The organism is Streptomyces sp. NPDC056734 (assembly GCF_042790455.1).
In the GTDB taxonomy this organism is placed as follows: domain Bacteria; phylum Actinomycetota; class Actinomycetes; order Streptomycetales; family Streptomycetaceae; genus Streptomyces.
Map to the genome: position 1 here is coordinate 262,230 of NZ_JBHTZD010000001.1, position 21,482 is coordinate 283,711.

The 21,482-nt window shown below is 70.2% G+C and carries 19 protein-coding genes; 5 read left to right on the top strand and 14 right to left on the bottom strand.

Annotated features, from left to right (window positions below; all coding sequences use genetic code 11):
* Positions 1-55 precede the first annotated feature (55 nt).
* Positions 56-1,015, top strand: a complete 960-nt coding sequence (locus tag ACFRFC_RS01025) for a carbon-nitrogen hydrolase family protein (RefSeq protein WP_382679779.1) — start codon at positions 56-58, stop codon at positions 1,013-1,015.
* On the opposite strand, the gene ACFRFC_RS01030 is transcribed toward ACFRFC_RS01025, so the two are convergent.
* Together ACFRFC_RS01030 and ACFRFC_RS01035 are read right to left on the bottom strand one after the other, a co-directional pair.
* Positions 1,005-2,309 carry a cytochrome P450 gene (locus ACFRFC_RS01030; RefSeq protein ID WP_382679781.1) on the bottom strand — a complete coding sequence of 435 codons (1,305 nt, stop codon included), beginning with the start codon at positions 2,307-2,309 and terminating at the stop codon, positions 1,005-1,007. The two genes, ACFRFC_RS01025 and ACFRFC_RS01030, sit on opposite strands and share 11 nt — an antisense overlap.
* 253 nt (positions 2,310-2,562) lie before the next feature.
* The gene (locus ACFRFC_RS01035) at positions 2,563-3,117 is read right to left on the bottom strand and encodes an Lrp/AsnC family transcriptional regulator (RefSeq protein WP_382680166.1); all 555 of its coding nucleotides are present in this window, start codon (positions 3,115-3,117) and stop codon (positions 2,563-2,565) included.
* 162 nt (positions 3,118-3,279) lie between these two features.
* Here ACFRFC_RS01035 and ACFRFC_RS01040 point away from each other — a divergent pair, with 162 nt between their 5' ends.
* The gene (locus ACFRFC_RS01040; RefSeq protein WP_382679783.1) at positions 3,280-5,616 is read left to right on the top strand and encodes a pyruvate dehydrogenase; all 2,337 of its coding nucleotides are present in this window, start codon (positions 3,280-3,282) and stop codon (positions 5,614-5,616) included.
* Between the two features lie 89 nt (positions 5,617-5,705).
* On the opposite strand, the gene ACFRFC_RS01045 is transcribed toward ACFRFC_RS01040, so the two are convergent.
* From ACFRFC_RS01045 to ACFRFC_RS01100, 12 genes are all read right to left on the bottom strand, one after another.
* On the bottom strand, positions 5,706-6,647 hold the full coding sequence (locus ACFRFC_RS01045) for a fumarylacetoacetate hydrolase family protein (protein ID WP_382679785.1): 942 nt from the start codon (positions 6,645-6,647) through the stop codon (positions 5,706-5,708).
* 162 nt (positions 6,648-6,809) lie between these two features.
* Entirely contained in the window at positions 6,810-7,766 is a 957-nt protein-coding gene (locus ACFRFC_RS01050) for a VOC family protein (protein WP_382679787.1), read from the bottom strand.
* A gap of 88 nt (positions 7,767-7,854) precedes the next feature.
* Positions 7,855-8,748, bottom strand: a complete 894-nt coding sequence (locus ACFRFC_RS01055; RefSeq protein ID WP_382679789.1) for an NAD(P)-dependent oxidoreductase — start codon at positions 8,746-8,748, stop codon at positions 7,855-7,857.
* Between the two features lie 33 nt (positions 8,749-8,781).
* Positions 8,782-9,165 (bottom strand): YciI family protein, encoded by a 384-nt coding sequence (locus tag ACFRFC_RS01060; RefSeq protein ID WP_382679791.1) that lies wholly within the window; start codon positions 9,163-9,165, stop codon positions 8,782-8,784.
* Positions 9,162-9,698 (bottom strand): nuclear transport factor 2 family protein, encoded by a 537-nt coding sequence (locus tag ACFRFC_RS01065; protein ID WP_382679793.1) that lies wholly within the window; start codon positions 9,696-9,698, stop codon positions 9,162-9,164. The genes ACFRFC_RS01060 and ACFRFC_RS01065 overlap by 4 nt, the downstream gene beginning before the upstream one ends.
* A 47-nt stretch (positions 9,699-9,745) precedes the next feature.
* Positions 9,746-10,831 (bottom strand): cupin domain-containing protein, encoded by a 1,086-nt coding sequence (locus tag ACFRFC_RS01070; protein WP_382679795.1) that lies wholly within the window; start codon positions 10,829-10,831, stop codon positions 9,746-9,748.
* 86 nt (positions 10,832-10,917) lie between these two features.
* Complete coding sequence (locus tag ACFRFC_RS01075; protein ID WP_382679797.1) at positions 10,918-11,793, bottom strand: fumarylacetoacetate hydrolase family protein; 876 nt, start codon at positions 11,791-11,793, stop codon at positions 10,918-10,920.
* Positions 11,794-11,863: 70 nt separating this feature from the next.
* Positions 11,864-13,273, bottom strand: a complete 1,410-nt coding sequence (locus ACFRFC_RS01080) for an amidohydrolase family protein (RefSeq protein WP_382679799.1) — start codon at positions 13,271-13,273, stop codon at positions 11,864-11,866.
* 308 nt (positions 13,274-13,581) lie between these two features.
* Positions 13,582-14,244, bottom strand: coding sequence for a response regulator (locus ACFRFC_RS01085; RefSeq protein ID WP_382680167.1), 663 nt, complete (start codon positions 14,242-14,244; stop codon positions 13,582-13,584).
* 1 nt (position 14,245) lies between these two features.
* Positions 14,246-15,889 carry a GAF domain-containing protein gene (locus ACFRFC_RS01090; protein WP_382679801.1) on the bottom strand — a complete coding sequence of 548 codons (1,644 nt, stop codon included), beginning with the start codon at positions 15,887-15,889 and terminating at the stop codon, positions 14,246-14,248.
* Positions 15,890-15,985: 96 nt separating this feature from the next.
* Positions 15,986-16,519, bottom strand: coding sequence for an EF-hand domain-containing protein (locus ACFRFC_RS01095; RefSeq protein WP_382679803.1), 534 nt, complete (start codon positions 16,517-16,519; stop codon positions 15,986-15,988).
* 279 nt (positions 16,520-16,798) lie between these two features.
* Positions 16,799-17,509 carry a GntR family transcriptional regulator gene (locus ACFRFC_RS01100; protein WP_382679805.1) on the bottom strand — a complete coding sequence of 237 codons (711 nt, stop codon included), beginning with the start codon at positions 17,507-17,509 and terminating at the stop codon, positions 16,799-16,801.
* Positions 17,510-17,645: 136 nt separating this feature from the next.
* Between ACFRFC_RS01100 and ACFRFC_RS01105 the strand changes: the two genes are divergently transcribed.
* The 3 genes from ACFRFC_RS01105 to ACFRFC_RS01115 all read left to right on the top strand — a co-directional run bounded on the left by ACFRFC_RS01105 (position 17,646) and on the right by ACFRFC_RS01115 (position 21,475).
* A complete protein-coding gene (locus tag ACFRFC_RS01105; protein WP_382679807.1) occupies positions 17,646-18,500 on the top strand; it encodes a fumarylacetoacetate hydrolase family protein in 855 nt (284 codons plus the stop codon).
* A gap of 239 nt (positions 18,501-18,739) precedes the next feature.
* A complete protein-coding gene (locus ACFRFC_RS01110; RefSeq protein ID WP_382679809.1) occupies positions 18,740-19,663 on the top strand; it encodes a VOC family protein in 924 nt (307 codons plus the stop codon).
* A gap of 66 nt (positions 19,664-19,729) precedes the next feature.
* Positions 19,730-21,475 (top strand): FAD-dependent monooxygenase, encoded by a 1,746-nt coding sequence (locus ACFRFC_RS01115; protein ID WP_382679811.1) that lies wholly within the window; start codon positions 19,730-19,732, stop codon positions 21,473-21,475.
* Positions 21,476-21,482: the final 7 nt, after the last annotated feature.

A 21,482-nucleotide genomic window follows, 5' to 3' on the forward strand; every position in this document is an offset into this window, starting at 1 on the left:
CGGCACCCCCGCCCGTACGCACCTCACCCGTGCCCGCAGCAGAAGGAGCCCACCCGTGACCACCACCGTCGCCATCGTCCAGCAGCCGCCCGCCCTGCTGGACCTGGACGAGTCGCTGCGGCGTGCCACCACGCATGTCGCCGAGGCCGCGCGGGCGGGCGCCGACCTCGTCGTCTTCCCCGAGACCTGGCTCACCTGCTACCCGGCGTGGGTGTTCGGGCTGGCGGGCTGGCGGGACGCCGAGGCGCGGCACTGGCACGCCCGGCTGCTGGAGCAGAGCCCCGTCCTGGACCCCGGGGGCGATGACGCCCTCGCCCCGGTCCGGGCCGCGGCCCGGGAGCACGGGGTGACCGTGGTGCTCGGCCTCAACGAGCGGGCCGCGCCGTCCTCCGGGTCCCTGTACAACTCGCTGGTGACCATCGGCCCGGACGGCGGCACCCTCAATGTGCACCGCAAGCTGACACCCACCCACACCGAACGCATCGTGTGGGCGGCCGGGGACGGGGCGGGGCTGCGGGTCGTCGACACCCCGGCCGGACGGCTGGGCTCACTGGTGTGCTGGGAGCACTTCCACCCCCTGGCCCGGCACGCGCTGCACGCCCAGCACGAGGAGATCCATGTGGCGGCCTGGCCCGACATGCCGGAGAGCCATGTGATCGCCGCCCGCTCGTACGCCCTGGAGGGCCGCTGCTTCGTGGTGTCGGCGGGCCTGGTGCTGTCCACCGATGACGTCCCCGCCGACCTGCTGGCCGCCTACCGGGCCGGAGTGGGTCCGGACGCCCCGCAGGACGGTCCGCTGTTCACCGGGGGTTCCAGCGTCGTGGGGCCGGACGGAGCCTGGATCGTGGAACCCGTCCACGGTGAGGCGCGGCTCATCACGGCCACCCTCGATCTGGGCCGCCGCTACGAGGAGGCCCTGGACCTGGACGTGGCGGGCCACTACGGGCGCCCCGACGTGTTCACCCTGACCGTCGACCGGACCCGGCGCGGCAGCGGGGTCGGCTTCACTCCCTGACCGTCCGGCGTCCGGCCGGGGTCAGATACACGGGCAGCCGGGCGGGGGCGTTGTTGGACAGTGACCCCACCCGCTCGACGCCGTCCAGCGGTTCGGCGGGGGTGATGGTGAACCGCTCGTACAGGGCGGGCAGCGCGATGCCCGCCTCCAGGCGGGCCAGGGGGGCGCCCACACAGTGGTGCGGGCCGTGGCCGAACGCCCGGTGCTGGTGGGCGTCGGGCCGGTCCGGGACGAAGGAGTGCGGGTCGGTGAAGACCTCGTCGTCGCGGCTGATCGCCGCGAGGTGACACAGGACGGGGTCACCGGCGCGGATGGTGACGCCTTCCACGACGATGTCCCGCTCGGCGTACAGGAACATGGTGACCGACGCGGGGGGATCGAAACGGAGCGACTCCTCCACCACGCCCTGCCAGGGATCCGGGCCGGCGAGGCCACCCCGGTGGACCAGGGCCAACCGATCGGGGTGTTCGGCCAGCCGCTGGATCGCGTTGCACAGCAGGTCCTGCGTGGTCTGATGTCCCGCGACGAGAACCAGGAACAGCGTCCCCGCCAGCTCTTCCTCCGACATGCTGCCCTGGTCGAACTCGGCGATCAGGGCGGTGGTCAGATCACCGCCGGGCAACTGCCGCTTGGTGGCGATCAACTGGGCCATGGTGGCGAAGATGCCAGCTTCGGCGGCCAGCCTCTCGGCGGGCGGGGTCGCGCTGGTCAGCAACAGCTCGGTGTCTAAGGCGAGTTGGCGCCGCATCTGCGGATCATCCATACCGTACAGCTCGCATATCACGGTCACCGGGATCTCGAAGGCGAACGTACGACGCAGATCCACCACCGTCTCTGCCCCCACCGCCGCGAGCGCGTCCAGCCGCTCCGCGACGATCGCCTCGATGCGAGGGCGCAGCGCCTCGACGCGGCGGGCGGTGAACGCGGTCTGGACCGGCTTGCGCAGCCTGGCGTGATCGACGCCGTCCATGATGAGCATGGTCGGGGTGACGAGCAGCTGGAGCAGCGGCCAGCTGTCCGGCACGAGCCCCTCCTGGTAGGCCCGCCAGTGCCGGGGGTTCTTGCGCATGTCGGGATGCACGGACAGCAGATCGGAGACCCGCCGCCGGGTGGCCGCCCAGGCCCGCACACCCTCCGGAAGCTCCACGGGAACCAGCGGGCCGAGCGCCTGAAGCGCCCTCCCCTCCACCCCGAAGTCCTGGCCGAGGGGATCCAGACGATAGAGAGGCCGGTCGAGCCCCAGATCCTGGGGCTGAGGTATTCCCTCACTGAGATCAGCGGCGATTTCGGTCACGGGACCACTCCGAAACGGTCGGGGACAGCGGACTGAACAGACGGAACACCGTGCTGGTTCGCATTCTCGACAACCGACAGCAGGCCACTACCCCACGGCAAGCGACCTACCCACTCACCGGCACCCGCTGCCCGAAAGGGCGCTACACCGGCCGGATCCGGGCAGTAGGCGCAACCCGGGGCCGCGCGAATCCGCCGGTCGGAACCGGAGCCCGTAAGAGAGCCGATCAGAGACCCGACTGACACGGCGTCACTCAGGCCACGTCCGCCGCGTTCCCCTGTGTCGGAGTGGGCTGCTGACGTCCCGGCCGTGGCGGGGTGGAGGACCGGCCGGTCCTGGAGACCCGTTCCAGCAGTGGAGTCAGGCGATGTGACACCAGCTCGCGGATCGCCAACGCGGTGGAGGTGCGCTCCACCCCGGGGCCGGCCAGGATCTGCCCGGCGATCCGGTACAGATCCTCGGCATCGGCGGCGACCACGCGAGCGAGCAGGTCGGTGTCCCCGCTGAGACCGAACACCTCCACCACCTCGGGAAGGGCGGCGAGCGCGTCGGCCACCTCTGGCAGCCGGTGCTGGTCGACCCGCAGGGTCACGAACGCGGTGAGTGGGTAACCCAGCGCACCCGGCACGACCCAGCGCTCACGGGAACCGAGGGCACCGCTCAGCTCCAGCTTGGTCAGCCGGGCCTGGACGGTGTTGCGGGACAGCCCCAGCCGCTGGGCCAGGGCCTGGACGGTGGCGCGCGGCTCGCGGGCCAGGGCCAGCAGTATCCGGGCGTCGGTGGAGTCAACCACCGCTCCGCTGTTCATGCTGTTCAAGTGAGCACCTCCATCGTGCCCCGCCGTTGAGCATTGTGCTCAAGACACGAAGCACAGCTTGTCCCTGTGTGAAACATGGCTGTCTACTCACCCAGTACTGACATGGAGTCCCGCCCAGCGGGCGCAAGAGTACGGAGGTGGTGAGGCGTGGTCATGAGCACCGTGTCGACCGGGTCAACCAACACGGACGGTCCTGGTCAGGAGGCCCTTCAGGCACTTCGGGCGGTGGAGCGCCGGGTGCTGTGGCTGTCGACGGCGATCATCGACCAGGCGAACCGGGTGCGCCCGAACCCCGAGGGCCTCAAGGTCGGCGGTCACCAGGCGTCCAGCGCCTCGATGGTCTCGATCATGACAGCCCTGTGGTTCCACCGGCTGAGCGCGCAGGACAGGGTCTCCGTCAAGCCACACGCTTCGCCGGTACTGCATGCGATCAACTACCTGCTCGGCGAGCTGGACGAATCGTATCTGAGCACCCTTCGGGCCTTCGGCGGACTCCAGAGCTACCCCAGCCGTTCCAAGGACCCCGATCCGGTGGACTACTCCACCGGATCCGTGGGCATCGGCGCCACGGCGACCCTCTGGGGGGCGATCGCCCGCCGGTACGTGGACAGCCGCTGCGGTCAGGTCGGCCAGGGCCGCCAGTTCGCGCTGCTGGGCGACGCCGAACTGGACGAGGGCGCGATCTGGGAGGCGGTCCAGGACCCGATGGTCGCCGGACTCGGCGAGGTCGTGTGGATCGTCGACCTCAACCGCCAGTCCCTGGACCGGGTCGTCCCGGGGATCGCCGCCGACCGGCTGCAAGGCATGTTCGGCGCCGCGGGCTGGCAGGTCCTCAACCTCAAGTACGGGCGGCTGTTGCAGGAGCTGTTCACCCGGCCGGGCGGCGACGCACTGCGGGTGCGCCTCGACGCGATGGGCAATCCCGAATACCAGCGGATGCTGCGCTGCACCCCCGGGCAGCTGCGCGACCGCCTGCCCGGCTCCGGATCGACCCGCGAGCCGATCGCCGGGCTGCTGGCCCAGCTCACCGACGACGAACTGCACGCCGCCCTGCGCAATCTGGGCGGCCACGACCTCGGCGCGCTGCTGGAGGCGTACGACAGCATCGACGACACCCGCCCGACGGTCATCTTCGCCTACACGGTCAAGGGCCACGGGCTCGCCAATGAGGGTCATCCGCAAAACCACTCCTCTCTGCTGACAGAGACCCAGATGACGGACCTCGCGGCCCGCCTGGGAACCGACCTGGACGCCCCGTGGGGCCGCTTTCCGGATCACAGCGCCGAGGCGGCACTGTGTGCCCGCGCGGCCGAGCGACTGCGCCGCGCACAACTGCCCGCGCATGAACCGCCTGCCGTGCCCGACGACATCGGCCGCACACCCTCCGGCACCGGGAACACCCAGCAGGCCCTGGGCCGGGTCCTGCTCGACCTCACCCGGCAGGCCCCCGAGGCCGCGGGCCGTATCGTCACCGTCAGCCCCGATGTCAGTTCCTCCACCAACCTGGGCGGCTGGATCAACAAGGCCGGCATCTGGTCGGCCACGGAGCGCACCGACTGGTTCGCCGACGACGCCGAGACCATCCTGCACTGGCGGGAGCGGCCCACCGGCCAGCATGTGGAACTGGGGATCGCCGAGACCAACCTGGTGGGGCTCCTCGGCGAACTCGGGGCCACCTGGAGCCGCTGGGGACAGCCACTGCTCCCGATCGGAGTCATGTACGACCCCTTCGTCAACCGGGCCCTGGAGCCCTGGTCGTTCGGCATGTACGCGGGCGGTCAGTCCATCCTCGTCGGCACTCCCTCCGGCGTCACCCTCGCCCCCGAGGGCGGCGCCCACCAGTCGATCACCACACCTTCGCTCGGCATCGAGCAACCCGGCTGCGTCAGCTACGAACCCGCCTTCGTCCTGGACACCGAATGGTGCCTGCTCGCATCCCTGAACCAACTCGGCCGACCGGACGGCAGCTCGGCCTACCTGCGGCTGTCCACCCGCCCGGTGGACCAGAGTCTCGCCGCGGTGCCCACCGACCCGGCGGCCCGTGAGCGCCGTCGCCGCCAGGTGGTCGCCGGCGCCTACGCCCTGCGGCGACCCGACACACCCGCGGTGACGATCGTGGCCATGGGCGCCCTCGTCCCCGAGGCCCTCACCGCCGCCGACCGGCTGGCCGCGCTCGGTCTCCCGGCCGATGTCGTCTGCGTCACCAGCCCCGACCTGCTCTTCCGCGCGCTCCAGGCCCGCCGCGGGCTGGACGACGGCCCGCACTGGATCCTCGACCAGGTCTTCCCCGCCGAGCGAGCCACCCCGATGGTCACGGTCCTGGACGGTCACCCGCACACCCTGGCGTTCCTCGCCACGGTCAACCGCGTCGCCGCCACCACGCTCGGGGTGAGCCGCTTCGGCCAGTCCGGAACGATCCAGGACGTCTACCGCCACCACGGCATCGACACCGACAGCATCGTGGCAGCGGCCCTCGACCTCACCGACTGACCCCACCGCCCACGAACAGCGGGCCGAGACGCTCCGGCGACATCGGAGCGTCTCGGCCCATCGGCCTTCCGTCGAGGGACCCGTTGCCATCAGGGCCCGACGAGGTGATTCACGAGGTCGCCCACACCTTCGACGCTGACCCGCACCTCGTCCCCGGCGTGCATGAACACCTGCGGGCTGCGGCCCATGCCGACTCCGGCCGGGGTACCGGTGCTCAGCACATCACCCGGTTCGAAGCGGAAGTAGTGCGACAACTGCTCGATCAGTTCAGGGATGCCGGTGATGAGATCGGACGTGTTCCCCTCCTGCATGCGCCGGCCGTTCAGGGTGGTCGTGATGGTCACATTCCCGGGGTCGGCGATCTCATCGGCGGTGACCACCGCGGGCCCCATCGGGCAGAACGTCGGGAATTGCTTGCCCAGCAGCATGTCGGTCCAGGCCCAGCGCCCCTCCTCGGCGGTGGCGGCGCTGACGATCGCGGGAAATCCGTCGCGGGCCGACACATCGTTGATGAGGGTGTATCCACCGACGTAGTCCATGGCTTCGGCCGCCTTGACGGCATGACAGCTCCGACCGAACACCACGCAGAACTCGCCCTCGAAATCGACCATCTCCGGCGCTCGGGCGGGAATCCGTACCGGCGCCCCGGTGCCGATCACCGAGTTCGGGGACTTCACGAACCAGGTGGCCTTCTTCGGTGACTCCTCACCCATCTCCAGCACATGTGACCCGTAGTTCGTGCCCGCGGCGACAATCAGCGTGCGCTCGCCCAGCGGCGCGAGCAGCGTGACGGGCCCGGGGACCACCCATCCCCGCTCCCCGGCCCGCCCCGGCTCCGCCGTGACCGTCGCCAGCACACTCCGTACGGTGTCCTGATAGCCAGGTCCGCGACGGAAGACCTCGGCGACGGTCGAGGGTACGGAGACTCCGTGCGCCTCCAGGACCCGCCACAGGTCGATCACCCCCATGCCCGGAAGATCGACGCCGGGGGCGGAATCTCCGGAGGGGGCGAGATAGGTGACCAGACGCATGAAGCTCTCCGAGGGATCGGGCGGCACCGGGCCGCCGGGGATAGGAATGGGTTGGGTGACGGGACAGCCGGTGGTCGGCCGAGCAGTGGGGGAGGGGCGGCGCCCACCCTGTGGCAGGAGCCGCGCCCCCCAGGGACCTGGCGAAGGTGACCGAGGCCGCCGCTACTTGAAGCTCTCCGGCGGGAACGTACCCCACTCGTCCGCGGACCGAGGGTCACCGCCCGACCACCGCATCGGCGAATAGTTCTCGTCGTCGAGGATCGTCTCCTCCTCCGAGGAGAACTCCATGATGTGACCGACGTGGTCGCGGAAGTAGAGGGCGACATTGTGGCCGGGTCCGTGACGTACCGGGCCCCACAGGATCTCGACGTCATCGTCCTTGCTCATCGCCTCGAACGCCTCCAGCACGGCGGCGCCGTCCTTGACCGTGAACTGCACGTGGTGCAGCCCGTCGACATCGGACTGTGCCAGCGCCAGGCAGTGGTAGAGCTTGCTGCCCCGCAGGAACACCATCAGCGGGGAACCGTCGGGCAGTTCGATCCGCGAGGTCTCCAGCAGACCCAGCTTCGACGTCGCGTACGCGATCTCGCGGGCCATGTCGGCCGTGCGTACCACGACATGGTCGGAGGCGATCGGCGCCGGCGCGACAGCCGGACGCCGCGTCGAGGCCGCCACCGGTACGTCCGGTGCAAGACCGGTCCGGAGTTCGACCGGGTGGCCGGCCGGGGTGGTGAAGCTCAGGGTGGGTCCGCGATGGAAGGGCGAGATGTCGTCGTCGCGGGTGACGGCGATGCCCGCCCGGGCCAGGGCCGCCCCGGCCTGATCGAGCGCCGCGTCGTCGGTGACGATGTAGGAGATGGCCTCCAGACCGCTCGTGCCCGGTGAGTACACGAGGGAGTACGCGTCCGGGCCGTGGCCCGCGAGGTAGTGGCGTCCGCGGTCGTCGTGACCGGCGTGCCGGAAACCGAGGTGCCTGACCGCGAATTCGGCGGAGGCGGCCGGGTCCGGGCTGAACAGGGCGACATGACCCGTGCGGTGGATGCCCAGGCCCTTCGGCTTCGCGACGGGCTCGCCCGCCTGCGGGATCGGCGACGACGCGGCGTGGGTGTCAACAGACATCGTGGTTCTCCAATCATTGGTGCGAGGTGCGAGGTGCGAGGTGCGAGGTGCGAGGTGCGAGGTGTGTCGTGGGGGTGTGGCGGGCCGCTCAGGCAGTGTTGACCGAGCCGGACTCCAGGACCGAGACGATGGAGGCGAGATCCTCCTCGCCGTAGCCCCGCGCGCAGGCTTCCTCGCAGATCTCGCGGGCCACGCCCAGCAGCGGCATCCTCGCGCCCGCCTCGCCCGCGGTGGCCAGGATCGCGTCCATCACCTCGACCATCCCGGCCACGGTCCCCTTCACCGGCCGGAACCGTCCCTCGGCCATCTGGGACGCCCGTACGTTGAACATCGTCGATGTCGCGGCGGACGGCTTGATCATGTCGATGACCTGCCGGGTGTCCAGCCCCACAGCCTTGGCCAGCGCGATGGCCTCGGCGGCGACGGCGGTGTGCACGGCGACCAGGGTGTTGGCGATGAACTTGGTCTTCGAACCCGAGCCGAACGCGCCGGTGTACACGGCCTCGCCCATGGCGCCGAGTGCGGGACGCACCCGTTCGCAGGCGGCCTCGTCGCCGCTGGCGAAGACCACGCCCTTGCGCGCCGCCACCATGGGCGGCGTGCCGCTGACAGGGGAGTCCAGCATGGTGATGCCATGCCGCTCCAGCGTCCTGCGCGCGGCCTCCTTCCGGCTGAGCGCCATGGCGCCGATGTCGACCACGAGCAGGTCGGACCGCCCGGAGGCGAGGATCCCCCGGTCACCGCCGATCACCTCGTCTAGCGCGTCAGCGGAGGTCACACAGGTGTAGATCACGTCGACGCGTTCCGCCACCTCCTGGGCCGAGCCGGCCGCCCTGCCGCCGAGCGCCTCGAAATCTGCCATCGAGCTACGGCGGTAGCCCCAGACGGTGTGACCGTCCGCGATGAGATTTGCCGCGAACGGCAAACCGATCTTGCCCGGGGCTATGAGACCCACGGTGAGTTCGGAGCCTTGTGCTGTCACGGAGATGCCCTCTTACGGTTGGGGAGAGTGCCGTCAGCGCAGCAGATAGCTGCGATCCGAGAGGTCGACGGCGATGTCAATACGTCCCTGGTGAACCTGCCACTCCGTCACGCGGAACGACCGGGCCCCGCTGCTGTGGAACGGATCGGCGGCGGCGAGAGCGGCGGCCTCGCCGGTGCTCGTGGCGCGAACGATCAGCATGCCGCTGTCGCCGGGGCTGCCCGACGCGTCCAGGAACGGCCCCGACATGAAGAGCGCGCCGCCCTTCTCCAGCCCGGTGAGGTAGTCGAGATGCGCCGGGATGTGCCCCGCCAGCTCACCCGGTCGTGGACCGGCCTCGGAGAAGATCACAAAAAGCTGCTTGTTGAGCGATCCGGCGGTGTGACTCGACGCCCTCGCCCTATCCGGCGCGGTCATCCCTGCGCGCCCTTCTCGGCGGCCAGCTCCATGATGCGCGGATTGCCGTCGTTCCACAGCAAGCCCATCGTCACCGAGTCGATCCGCCACCCGGACCCGGACCCGGACCCGGACCCGGAACTGGTACTGGCACTGGGCCCTGAGGCAGCCTCGGACCGTGTCAGGCCGAAGGTGTACGTCCCATGGGTGACGCCGGAGTGACTCCCACCGGTATTGGCCAACCGCACCTCCACCCGGGCGTGCACCTCGCAGACCGCACGCTCACCGTCGATGCGGATGTGCGGCAGAGACAGGAAGTGCTGCGAGGCATCGGTGTGCAGAAGGGTGGCCCGCCACCGGGCGGCCAGATCCTCGCGGTTGAGTTCGGCGGCGGGGCGGCCGGTCACCGACTCGTAGTCCCAGCTGACGCGGTCGGCCAGCAGACCGACCGCCGCGTCCACGTTCCGGGCGTCCAGCGCGAGAGCGAAGGCCGCGACGGTGTCCGCCACGCGGGCCCGGTCCAGCACATCATCGGCGTGCGGTTGACGGTTCATGGCACCACTCCTCAAGTGACCGTCGATGGCGGTTACGTCTGCCGCGGTCACGTCTGCCGCGGACACTTCCGCTCCTGATACAGACCCAGCGACTTCAGCACCGGGATGTCGGTGTGGGAGAAGAGGATCGCCGGCTCGTTCTCGGTGTTGATGTGCTCGTGCACCGCCCACCCCGGCAGCGCGAAGGTGTCGTGCTCGGACCAGTCGAGCACCGTGCCGTCGACGACGGTCCGGCCCCGGCCCCGCACCACGTGGTAGATCGCACTACTGGTGTGCTGGTGCGCCTCGGTGTGCGCCTTGGCCGGCAGCGCCTGGACGTAGGCGCCCAGTGTCGGCATGACGGAACCGCCGGTGTGCGGGTTGGTGAACTCGAAGATGACGCCGTCGGTCGGCGAGCCGGTCCAGTCGTCGAGTGCGGCCTTGAGTAGCTGCTCGGTCTGGCTCCACGGGTAGTTGACGACCGGCGAATACGGCTTGTTCCAGGTCTGCCAGGCCGGGTTCAGCCTGCTGGAGCCGTAGAGCCGCTGTGTCGAGTCGGCCGGGCGCAGCTCGTCCTGCACACGGTCGGGTCCGTTGACGAAGAAGTTCGCCCCCAGTTTGTTCACCAGCGGCAGGTCGAGCCCGTCCATCCACACCACCGGCTCATCGGTGAAGTTGCCGTGATCGTGCCAGGCCCACGACGGGGTGAGTACGACATCACCCGGATGCATGTGTGCCCGCTCGCCGTCGACCGCCGTATAGGCGCCCGAGCCCTCGACGATGAACCGGAACGCCGCGGCCGCGTGCTTGTGCATCGGCGCGATCTCGCCCGGCAGCACCAATTGGATGCCCGCGTAGATGTTGTCGGAGGTCTCCACCTCGGGAGCCAGTCCCGGGTTGATCAGCATCAGGACCCGCCTCTCGGCGTCCTCGGCGCTGATCAGCTCACCGGCGGTCATCAACTGCCTGCGGACGTCCGGGTAGCGCCACACGTACGGCACCGCCCTGCTCTTCGGCTCGGCCGGCAGCAGCCTCGGGTCGGTGTTGCGCCACAGCGGGACGACATGCAGGGAATCGAGGCCGGCGTAGTACTGCTCGGCGCGCGTCCCGACCGCTTCGCCGGACGCGCTCGGCGCTTCACTGATCTGCGTCATGCGTTCTCCTACGGATACGTGCCTTGTCTTCGATGCCTTCTCCGACGCCTTCTCCGACGCCTTCTTCGATGCCTGTGCCACGGCGGTCACCAGCCGCGTTTCACCACGGGCAGGCTCAGTTCGCCCAGCCCGTCGATCTCGGCCCGCACCACATCGCCGACCTCGATCGGACCGACACCCTCGGGAGTTCCGGTCGCGTAGAGGTCTCCCGGCCGCAGCGTCACGACGTTGCTCGCCTGCTCGATCAGCTCGCCGATTCCCACGATCAAGTCACGGGTGTTGGCCTCCTGGCGGAGTTCGTCATTGACCCACAGCCGCAGCCCGAGGTTCCCCGGATCGGTCACCTCATCGGCGGTGACGAGGAACGGGCCGATCGGCGTGAAGGTCTCGAACGACTTCCGCAGGGTCCGTTCCTCCTGCCGTTCGCCTTCCGTGCGCAGGGTGAGGTCGAGCAGGATGACGTAGCCGAAGATGTGGTCGGCCACCTGCTCGGCCGGGATGCCACGCGCGGTCCTGCCGATGACGACCCCCAGTTCCACCTCGTGGTGAAAGGCGCGGCCCGGTAGCGCGGGCAGCTCGATCGGGTCGGCCGGTCCGGAGATCGAGCCGGCGGCCTTGACGAAGAACCCGACCTCACGTGGCGACCGAAGCGCCTGCTCGCTGGTCGGCCGATAGCGTGAGGTGGTCATCTCGGCGACATGGGCGTGGTAGTTCGCCGGTGCCGCCAGCAACTGGCCCGGACGGGGGAGTGGCGGCAGCAGGGTGACATCGGCCAGCGCGTGGGTCGGTGCCGAGGCCAGCGCCGCTCGGAGCGGCTCGCGCAGTTCGTCGAAGTGCTCGATCAGTTCATTGATCACATACGGGGTGCCGTGCCACCGGCTGTCCACGACATCGGTGATGTCGGCTACCGAGGTGCCGTCGACCATGCCGATGCGGTAGTGGTCGAAGAGTGCGATACGCATGGGGGTGGTGATCCTTCGTGTGTCGTGGTGTGGCCCGGGGCGTCGGCCCGGTGGGTGACACGCGGGGCGGTCAGTGGTCGCCGCCCGCCCCCGGCGGAGGGGGCGGTGCCCAGCCGGGGGTGACACCGGCCGCCTCCAGCAGCCCGGTGGCGGCGGACGCGGCCCGCCGGCCGAGGTCCCGCACCTCCACGCCGACGAGTGCGCCGTCGCGTTTGATGGCCTTGCCCGCGACGAAGACCGTGTCGACGGTTCCCCGGCCCGCGTGGTGCACGAGAGAGGCGACCGGGTCGAGCACGGGGGCCATGGAGATGTGATCGGTGCGGATCATGACGATGTCGGCCTGCTTGCCCGGTGCCAGGCTGCCGATGACATCGTCCATCCCGAGTGCGCGGGCACCCTCGATGGTCGCGAATTCGAGGACGTCACGGGCGGAGAGATCCAGCCGCCAGGGGTTGACCCCGTTCTCCAGCGAACGCTGGTTGGCCATGCCCCGCGGTACGGCCAGCGCGAAACGCATCGCCGTGAACGGGTCGCCGCCCACGGCCATACAGGTGTCGATGCCGATGTTCGGTCTGATGCCCGCGTGGAGCAGTGCGGTGATGGGCGGCCAGCCGTGCCCCATCGCGGACTCGTCCTCGGGGGTGACCGAGACGGACACGCCCGCGTCGGCCATCAGCCGGAACTCCTCGTCGGTGAGCAGATTGCAGTGGCCGAAGATCAGGTCGTCACCGAGCAGGCCCTCCTGGTGCAACCGGACCACGGTGGGCCGCATGTCCTGGGCGAGGACGGCCATGCCGATATGGGTGTTGATCCGCAGGCCCAGTTCGCGGGCCAGCCGGAAGTCGGACCGTACGACGTCCATCGTCGACGAGTCCGGCCCGCGCACCGCGAAGCCCATGGTGACCAGCCCGGAGTCCGACGCGAAGTACTGCTCACGGACCCGCCGGATCTCCTTCTCGTTGCTCAGGGAGCTGCTCCTGAACGGCGGCGAGAGGATCTCCAGTTGCTCGGCCATGGACCCGCCGTAGCCGAACATCGCCCGGATACCGCTGTCCCGCAGCGCGCGCACGGCCTCATCGGTGTGGTCGGGAGAGGACTGATTGTGCGAGTAGTCGAAGACAGTGGTGACCCCGGAATCCAGGGCGTCGTAGGCACCCAGCGTCGTGCCCAGGGCCATGTGCTCCGGCGTCATGCGCGGCCCCAGCATGCCGAACATCGCCGTGAAGTACTGGAACAGCGACCAGTCGGTGCCCAGGCCCCGCATGAGTGCCTGGAAGAGATGCCGGTGGGAGTCGATGAAGCCGGGAATCACCAGGTGGTGCGAGGCGTCGACCACGGCGGCGCCGCCCTCGGCGACGTCCAGGCGGGGACCGATGGCGACGATCCTGCCGTCTTCGACGAGCACATCACCGACCAGGTCGCCCACGGTCGGATCCATCGACACGATCTGGCCGCCACGGATGAGGAGACGGTCCGGCATAGCAACCTCGATTCTGTGGACAAGGGATTGCCTGCGGGAAATACCCCGGTGCGCGAATCGCTCCGGCCGGACGATGCCGGTCAGATGGGCGAAGTGGCCCGGGTCACAGATTTAACCCGCTTGTCATGAGCTTCTGCTACGGCTCTTCGACCCGCTCGGAACGCGACATTCGACGTAGGTCCCCACTGCCCGACCTGAGCGCCCACGCCCCCACTGCCCAACCTGAGTGCCCAGGTCTCCGCGGACATGACCGCCCAGCGCTCCCGGACATGACCGCCCAGCTCTCCGGAGCCGCGCGCCGATCACCGTCAGTGAGGGGCGCGGGGGCTCAGCCCTTCCTCGATCGCCCACAGGGCCGCCTGGGTGCGCGAGGCGAAACCCAGTTTGTTCAGCACCTTGCTGACATGGGTCCGGGCGGTGCGTTCACTGATCACCAGGGTCTCCGCGATGCCCCGATTGGACTTGCCCTCCGCGACCAGGGCGAGGACCTCGCGTTCTCTGGCCGTGAGCGCGGCGACGCTGCGCTGAGCGGTGCTCATGGACTGGGTCAGCTTGCGGGCGACGGCGGGGGCGAGATACGACCCGCCCCGATACGCCGTGCGCACGGCGGCGGCCACCTCGTCCGCCACGGCGTCCTTCAGGACATAGCCGGAAGCCCCTGCTTCCAGCGCGGCACGCACCCGCTCGGCCTCGCTGAAACTGGTCATCGCCACGACCTCGACGGCCGGATAGAGCCGCTTCAGCTCACGCGTGGCGCTCACCCCGTCGAGTCCGGGCATCACGAGATCCATCAGCACCACATGCGGCAGGTCGCCCTGCGCGGCCCGGTGCTCGAACGCGTCGAGCACGGCCTGGCCGTCCGCCGCCTCTCCGACGACCTCGATGTCGTCGAGCATGTCGAAGAAGGCGTGTATCCCGCTGCGCACCACCGCGTGGTCGTCGGCGAGGAAGACTCGGACCGGTGCTGTCATGTCACTCTCGCGCATTCCCACCGTCCTGCTCCGCACCACTGCGATGACCGGCCTGGAGGTCCACCTTCCACAGCCTCCGCGCCGGAGAGAGAAGGCCGGGCAGATAGGCCCGGACCACCGACCCCGCGGGCGAACTGTGGATGCGCAACCGGCCCCCGAGCCGCTCGGTCCGTTCACGCATGCTCTCCAGACCCAGATGCCCGGGATGCGCGGTGCCGGGGTCGAACCCGGCGCCATCGTCGCACACCTCCACCACCAGGGCACCCTTGTCCTGCGGAGGTACGGTGATCCGGATCTCCACCTGCTTCGGGCGGGCATGCCGGACGCTGTTGTTGAGTGCCTCCTGGATCACCCGGAAGATCTCGGTCTCCGTCTCCTGACTCAACGGCAGACGGCTCTCGGGACCCTCGACACGGATGTTCACCTCCTTCATGGCGGCCACCGACCGGGCATGCTCACTGACCGCGTCCACCAGGCCGCCCTCGTGCAGGGTGCCCGGCCGGAGCTGGAAGATCAGCGCCCTCATGTCGACCAGTATCTGTTCGGTCAGCGCGCGCAGGGTGCTGAGTCCGCGCGCGACCTGCTGCCCCGGGTCATGGCCCGCCCGCTCGGCCGCCAGCTGCACGGCGCGGGTGTGCAGGGTCATCGAGAACAGTGCCTGCGACACCGAGTCATGCAGCTCACGCGCCAGCCGGTGCCGTTCCTCCAGGGCCGCCCTGCCCTCCTGCTCGGCGAACAGCCGCGCGTTGTCCACCGCCACCGCGGCCTGGTCGGCCATCGCCGTCAGGAACTCCACATCCGCGTCGCTCGGATCCTGGCCCTCGGTGTAGAACGCGGTGAGCACGCCCAACTGCCGGTCGCGCACGACCAGGGGTGCCGCCGCCAGGGCCACCCATCGGGCGTCCCGCCTCAGTTCGGTCATCGGCCCGAACCGGCTGTCCTCGTCGATGATCCGGGCCAGATCCCGCTGCACCACCGGGCGGCGGGAGGTGAACGCCCGCAATGTGACCAGCGGAGCGCCGAGATCGAGGGTCGCGGCCAGCCGCTGCACATAGGCGTCGCCATGGCCGGCCGCTCCCACCATGCGCAGCAGATTCGTGTCCGGGTCGATCAGGATGATCGAGCAGGCCCCGATGCTGCTCGCCTCCACCACCTCGGCGGCCACTTTGTCCAGGACGGTCTGGACCGACCCCGTCCCGGCCAGGCTCGACGCCGTCCGCGCGAAGGCCGCGAGCCTGCGCTCCTGCCATCGCGTCTCGGTCACGTCCCGGAACGTCACCGCCGTCAGGGCGCGGCCCCCGGAGTCGACCGGGACCCGGGTGTACTCCACCTCGCGCTGAGTCCCGTCGGCGACGGAAAGGGCGGTGACCCGCTCACGTCCGGGCGCCGACGCGGCCTCACGGCCCGGGTCAGTCCCGCCGAACCGCAAGGGGCGTGACAGGAGCGCCGCACGCGGCTCGCCGAGAATCCGGCACCCGGCGTCATTCACGTACACACACCGCTGATGACCGTCCAGCACCACGATGCCGTCGCGGGATGCGTCGAGCAGGGTCGTCAGGACGGCGGAGTCAAGGGCCGGGGATTCCCGCGGCCCGCCTTCGTCCCGGCGGGGAGGGACGGATCCCGTGCTCCGAGCATCGACCATCGCAGGCACCTCCACGAGCTGTGCGACATGTCAACGCTACAGGTCCGACGGTCCGGAGCCGGGTCCGGCGGCGCTCGCGAGGGCGGGCCCCGCGCGTCAGACCCCGGTACCGGCGACCAGGAGGTCACCGGGGATGCCCGCCTTGTCGGGGGCGTAGTAGTCCTTGATCCCCTCAAGCCAGGTGACCGCCGCGATCCGGTCGCCCGCGGTGGGCTCGAAGGCGTCGAAGAGGACGTCGATGTTGGAGGGCCGGAAACCGATCGCGATCATGAGAGCGGTGAAGTCGCCGCGTTCGACGAGTCCGTCGCCGTCGGCGTCACCGAGGGCGACGAGGGCCTCGGCGAACCCGGTGATCGCCGCGTCGAAGCGCTCGGGCGACAGCACGCACGCGGTGAACTCGTCGAAGCTGATCACCCCGTCACCATTGGTGTCGAGGCCGGTGAGCAGGGCCGTCCAGTACCCCTCGAAAGCCGTTCGCATCGTGTCCTTGGCGTCCTGGTCGGCCTGGGGAGCCGCGGCGGCGACACGGTCGCTCATCAGCGTGAAGTCCTCGGCGTCCAGGACCCCGTTGCCGTTCGCGTCGAACAGCGAGAAGACGAGCGTGACCCTCTGGATGGCCTCCGTGCGCATGACTGTGCCACCTTTCTCCCTCATGGCCGCAACCGCTTCACGGCCCGTCAGTGACTGCCCCTGCGGCCCGCGCGCACACGCACACAAGTCGGAACTAGCCCGATCGTGGGAAACACGGCCATCTCGTGGCGGGGGAGCGCCGGATGTGCGAAAGCCGGTGCGGTACATGCGTACGCCGGGAAACCCGCCCGACGGCGGGTCGAGAAGCCCCCGACGGAGGATCGAGAAGCCCCCTGCGGCGGGTCGGAAAACCCCCTACGACCTGCCGGGGAACCCCGCCTACGACGTGAGCGCCGACGACTCCTGCGCGGAGTCGAGCCGGTCCGCGACGGCCAGCAGCAGCTGAGCCGTGTGCCGGATGTGATCGCACAGCGCCGCGGCAGCCGCCTGGGGATCCCGGGCGAGCGCGGCGTCCAGCAGGGCGCGGTGCTCGGCCGCGAGATCCCGGCCGGGCTCGTCGCCGAGCGGCTGGGACCAGCGGCGGTACAGCTCGGCCTCGTCCCGCAGGCCGAGGGCGAGCTGGAGGAGGCGCCGGTTGCCGCAGCCGCTCAGCAGGGCCTCGTGGAAGGCGGCGTGGGCGGCGGACCAGTCGTCGTCGACGCGGTGGTCGTCGTCGGCGGCGGTGTAGGGCGTGCGCTCCAGCGTGTGGTGGGCGGCGACGAGCCCGGACTCCCAGGCGAGATCCCCCTCGGTGACGGAGCGCTTCAGTACGAGCACCTCCAGTTCGGCGCGCGCCTCGGTCAGCTCCGTGAGGGTGCCCCGGGAGAGCGGGGTCACCATGAAGCCCTGGTGGGGCTCGGACCGGACGAGGCCCTGTTCGGCGAGGCGCACGAGGGCCTCCCGCAGCACGCTCACGCTGACGTCGTAGCGCGCGCTGAGCACCGGGAACTTGAGCCGGGTACCCGGCAGCAGCCGCCCGCTGAGGATGTCCGCCCGCAGCCGGGCCCGTACGTCGTCGCTCAGAGTCTGTTTTCCGCCCGTGGCCGCCATGCCCGGCAGGGTAACCGAGGATCGAATGAGCGGCAAACTTTCGAAAGTCTATTGACCTGCCGAATCTCCGGGGTTACAACGGTGAACATGTTCCCCAGTGACCGTGCCGGGGACGAACCGCCCACGGAGCGTGTGCATGCGTATCGCCAATGTGTCCGGCCGGTCGGCGCTGCTGACCGACGGCGGCTGGGCCGACATCGAGCGGGCCAGCCGCGGACTGTTCCCCGCGGACCCGCAGCGGCTCTACGAGCACTGGGACGAGTTCCGCCGCTGGGCGGCGCAGGCCCGGCCGGACGCCGACGTGGTGCCCACCGAGTCCACCCTGGGCTCACCCGCGCCCCGCCCGCGCCAGCTGCTCGCGATCGGCCTGAACTACCGCGACCACGCACAGGAGTCGGGCTTCTCCCTGCCCGAACACCCCCCGGTGTTCACCAAGTTCGCCTCCTCGATCACCGGCCCGTACGGCGACATCACCCTGCCCGACGGAAACGTCGACTGGGAGGTGGAACTGGTCGTCGTCATCGGACGGCACGCCAGGCGGGTGAGCGAGGAGCGGGCCTGGGAGTACGTCGCCGGACTGACCGTCGGCCAGGATCTCTCCGAGCGCGACCTCCAGCTCTCGGGTCCGGCGCCGCAGTTCAGCCTCGGCAAGTCGCACCCGGGGTTCGGCCCCATGGGCCCTTGGCTGGTCACCCCCGATGAGCTGGACGACCCCGACGATCTGGAGCTGGGCTGTGCCATCGGCGGCGAGGAGATGCAGAAGGGCCGCACCGCCGACCTGCTCTTCCCCGTCTCGGCGCTGATCGCCCGCCTCTCGGCCGTGCTGCCGCTGCTGCCCGGAGACGTGATCTTCACCGGCACCCCGGCCGGGGTCGGCCTCGGCCGCCGCCCCCAGCGCTTTCTCGCCGACGGCGAGGAGCTGGTCAGCTATGTCGAGGGCATCGGCGAGATGCGGCACCGCCTGGTGCGGGACACCGGGAACGCCCGCTGACCGGGAATGCCACGAACCCCTGACCTGTTACATTCATGCGCATTCAACAAGATCGGGTGAGTCACCCCACCCGGTCCCCCACCCGGTCCCCCACCCGGTCCCCCACCCGGTCCCCCACCCGCACCCGGCCCCACTGCCCCCACCCGGCCCCACACCCCAAGGACACCGCGCACCCCGTTCCGGAGCGTCGCGGCGCATGTTCCGAGCCCGCTTCAGCCATCCACAAGGAGTGTGGAACGATGCCGCTCCACCGGCTCAACTCACTGGTCATCGGAGTGCCCGACGTCGCCGCGACGACGGCCTACTACTCCGACTTCGGCCTGACCCAGGACACCGAGGGGTGGTTCGCCACCCGCGACGGCGGCCGGCAGCTGAAGATCGTGCCCGCGCCCACCCGCCGACTGATCGAGGTCAGCATCGGCGTCGACGACACCGACGACCTCGACCGCATCACCCGCAGCCTCACCCGGCTCGGCCTCCCGGCGCACCGCGAGGGAGACACCCTGACCGCCGAGGAACCCATCGCCGGTTTCCGTGCCGTGGTCCGCGTCGCCGGCCGGATCGCGCAGGCCCCGGAGCCGCCGACGCCGTACAACGGCCCCGGACGCGTCGAGCGCGGGCCCGGCCGGGCTCCCGGCCTGCTGCGGCAGCACCCGGTCCGGCCGCGCAAGCTCGGACATGTCGTGGTCGGCTCGACCGACCACGAGGCCACCATGCGGTTCTTCACCGACGGCATCGGCTTGAGGACCAGCGACTACATCAAGGGCCACGGCGCGTTCATGCGCTGCTCCACCGACCACCACAACGTCCTGGTCCTCGACGCCCCCGTGAACTTCCTGCACCACACCTCCTGGCAGGTCGAGGACATCGACGAGGTGGGCAGGGGAGCCTTCGCCATGCTGGAGGAGCATCCGGAGCGGCATGTGTGGGGCCTGGGCCGCCACCACGCCGGGTCGAACTTCTTCTGGTACCTCAAGGACCCGGCCGGCAATTTCTCCGAGTACTACTCCGACATGGACACCATCCTCGACGACCAGCTCTGGACGCCCGAGGACCTCGAAGGAGCCAAGGGCCTCTTCAACTGGGGCCCGCCCCCGCCCCCGTCCTTCCTGCGCCCCGACGACCTGGCCGAGCTGATGACCGGCGCGCACCACACCCCGTGACCGCCACTCCCCGTGACCGCCACGAAACACACCCCGCCCGCCGCCCGAGGAGAGGCCGAATCGCCCATGCGCACCCTTGAGACCGACGTACTCGTCGTCGGCGCCGGACCCGCCGGTCTGACCGCCGCCGCGCTCCTGGCCCGGTCCGGCGTCGACGCCGTCACCGTGTCCCGCCATCCCGGCACCGCACACACCCCCCGGGCCCACATCACCAACCAGCGCGCCATGGAGGTGTTCCGCGACCTGGGTGTCGAGGACCGCGTCCGGGCGGTCGCCACTCCCGCCGACCTGATGGGTGACAACGTCTGGGCCACCAGCTTCGCCGGACAGGAACTCGCCCGCATGAAGGCATGGGGCGACGGCGTCGCCCGCAGGGCCGACTACGAGGCGGCCAGTCCCTGCGCCATGGGCAATGTCGGCCAGCACCTGCTGGAGCCGATCCTCCTGGACACCGCGCGCGAGCAGGGCGCAGACATCCGGTTCTCCACCGAACTGCTGGACATCACCCAGGACGCGGACGCCGTCCACGGCACGGTCCGCGACCGCGCCACCGGCGAGGAGTACCGCGTCAGGGCGCGGTACGCGATCGGCGCGGACGGCGGACGCAGCACGGTCGCCGAGCGGCTCGGTGTCCCCATGGAGGGCGAGACCGGCCTGGGCCACGCCGTCAATGTCTGGCTGGAGGCCGATCTCACCAAGTACCGGGCGCACCGCCCCGGCACACTCTTCTTCACCGTCCAGCCCGGCAAGGAGTTCTGGCTCGGAGCCGGCACGTACATCTGTGTCAAACCCTGGACCGAATGGGTGCTGATCGTGATGTACGACCCCGCGGTGGAACAGATCGACCTGAGCGAGGCGGCGATGCTGGAGCGCGCCCACGCCACCATAGGTGACCCCGATGTTCAGGTACGCATCAAGGACATCAGCCAGTGGCAGATGAACCATGTCCTCGCCGCCCGGTACCGCACCGGGCGGGTGTTCCTCGTCGGCGACGCCGCTCACCGGCACCCTCCGGCCAATGGCCTGGGCAGCAATACGTCCGTGCAGGATTCGTACAATCTGGCCTGGAAGATCGCCCTGGCCGTACATGGCCGGGCCGGCGACGGACTGCTGGACACCTATCACGACGAACGGCACCCGGTCGGCAGACAGGTCGTGGACCGGGCGATGGAGAGTGTCGCCCTCGCCGGGAAGATTCCCGCCGCGCTCGGTGTCCGCGCGGGCCAGAGCGACGAGGAGGGCGCGGATGCCCTCGCGCAGTACTTCGCCCCGACGCGGGAGGGCCGGGCCCGGCGCCGCGAGGTCGCCGCCGCCCTGGCGGAGAACGACTACCACTTCAACGCCCATGGCGTGGAGCTGGGCCAGCACTACCGCTCCGGCGCGGTCCTCCCCGACGGCAGCGAGCAACCCCCGTACCCCCGGGACCCCCAGCTCTTCCACCGCCCCACCACCCACCCCGGCGCGAGCCTGCCGCATGCCTGGCTCGAACAGGACGGCACCCGGCTGTCCACCCTCGATCTCGTCGGCCGCGACCGCTTCACCCTGCTCACGGGCATCGGCGGAGCACCCTGGCTGGCCGCCGCTGAAAAGGCCGCCGCGGAACTGGGCGTGGCGATCGTCGCCCACTCGGTGGGCCGCGGCCAGTCCTACGACGACGTCTACGGCGACTGGGCCCGCCTGCGCGAAGTGGCCGACGACGGCTGCCTGCTGATCCGCCCTGACCGGCACATCGCCTGGCGCTCCGACCACCTCACCGACGACCCCGCACCCGCCGTCCGCCACGCCATGCGCCGCGTACTGGCCCAGGACTGACCGCCCC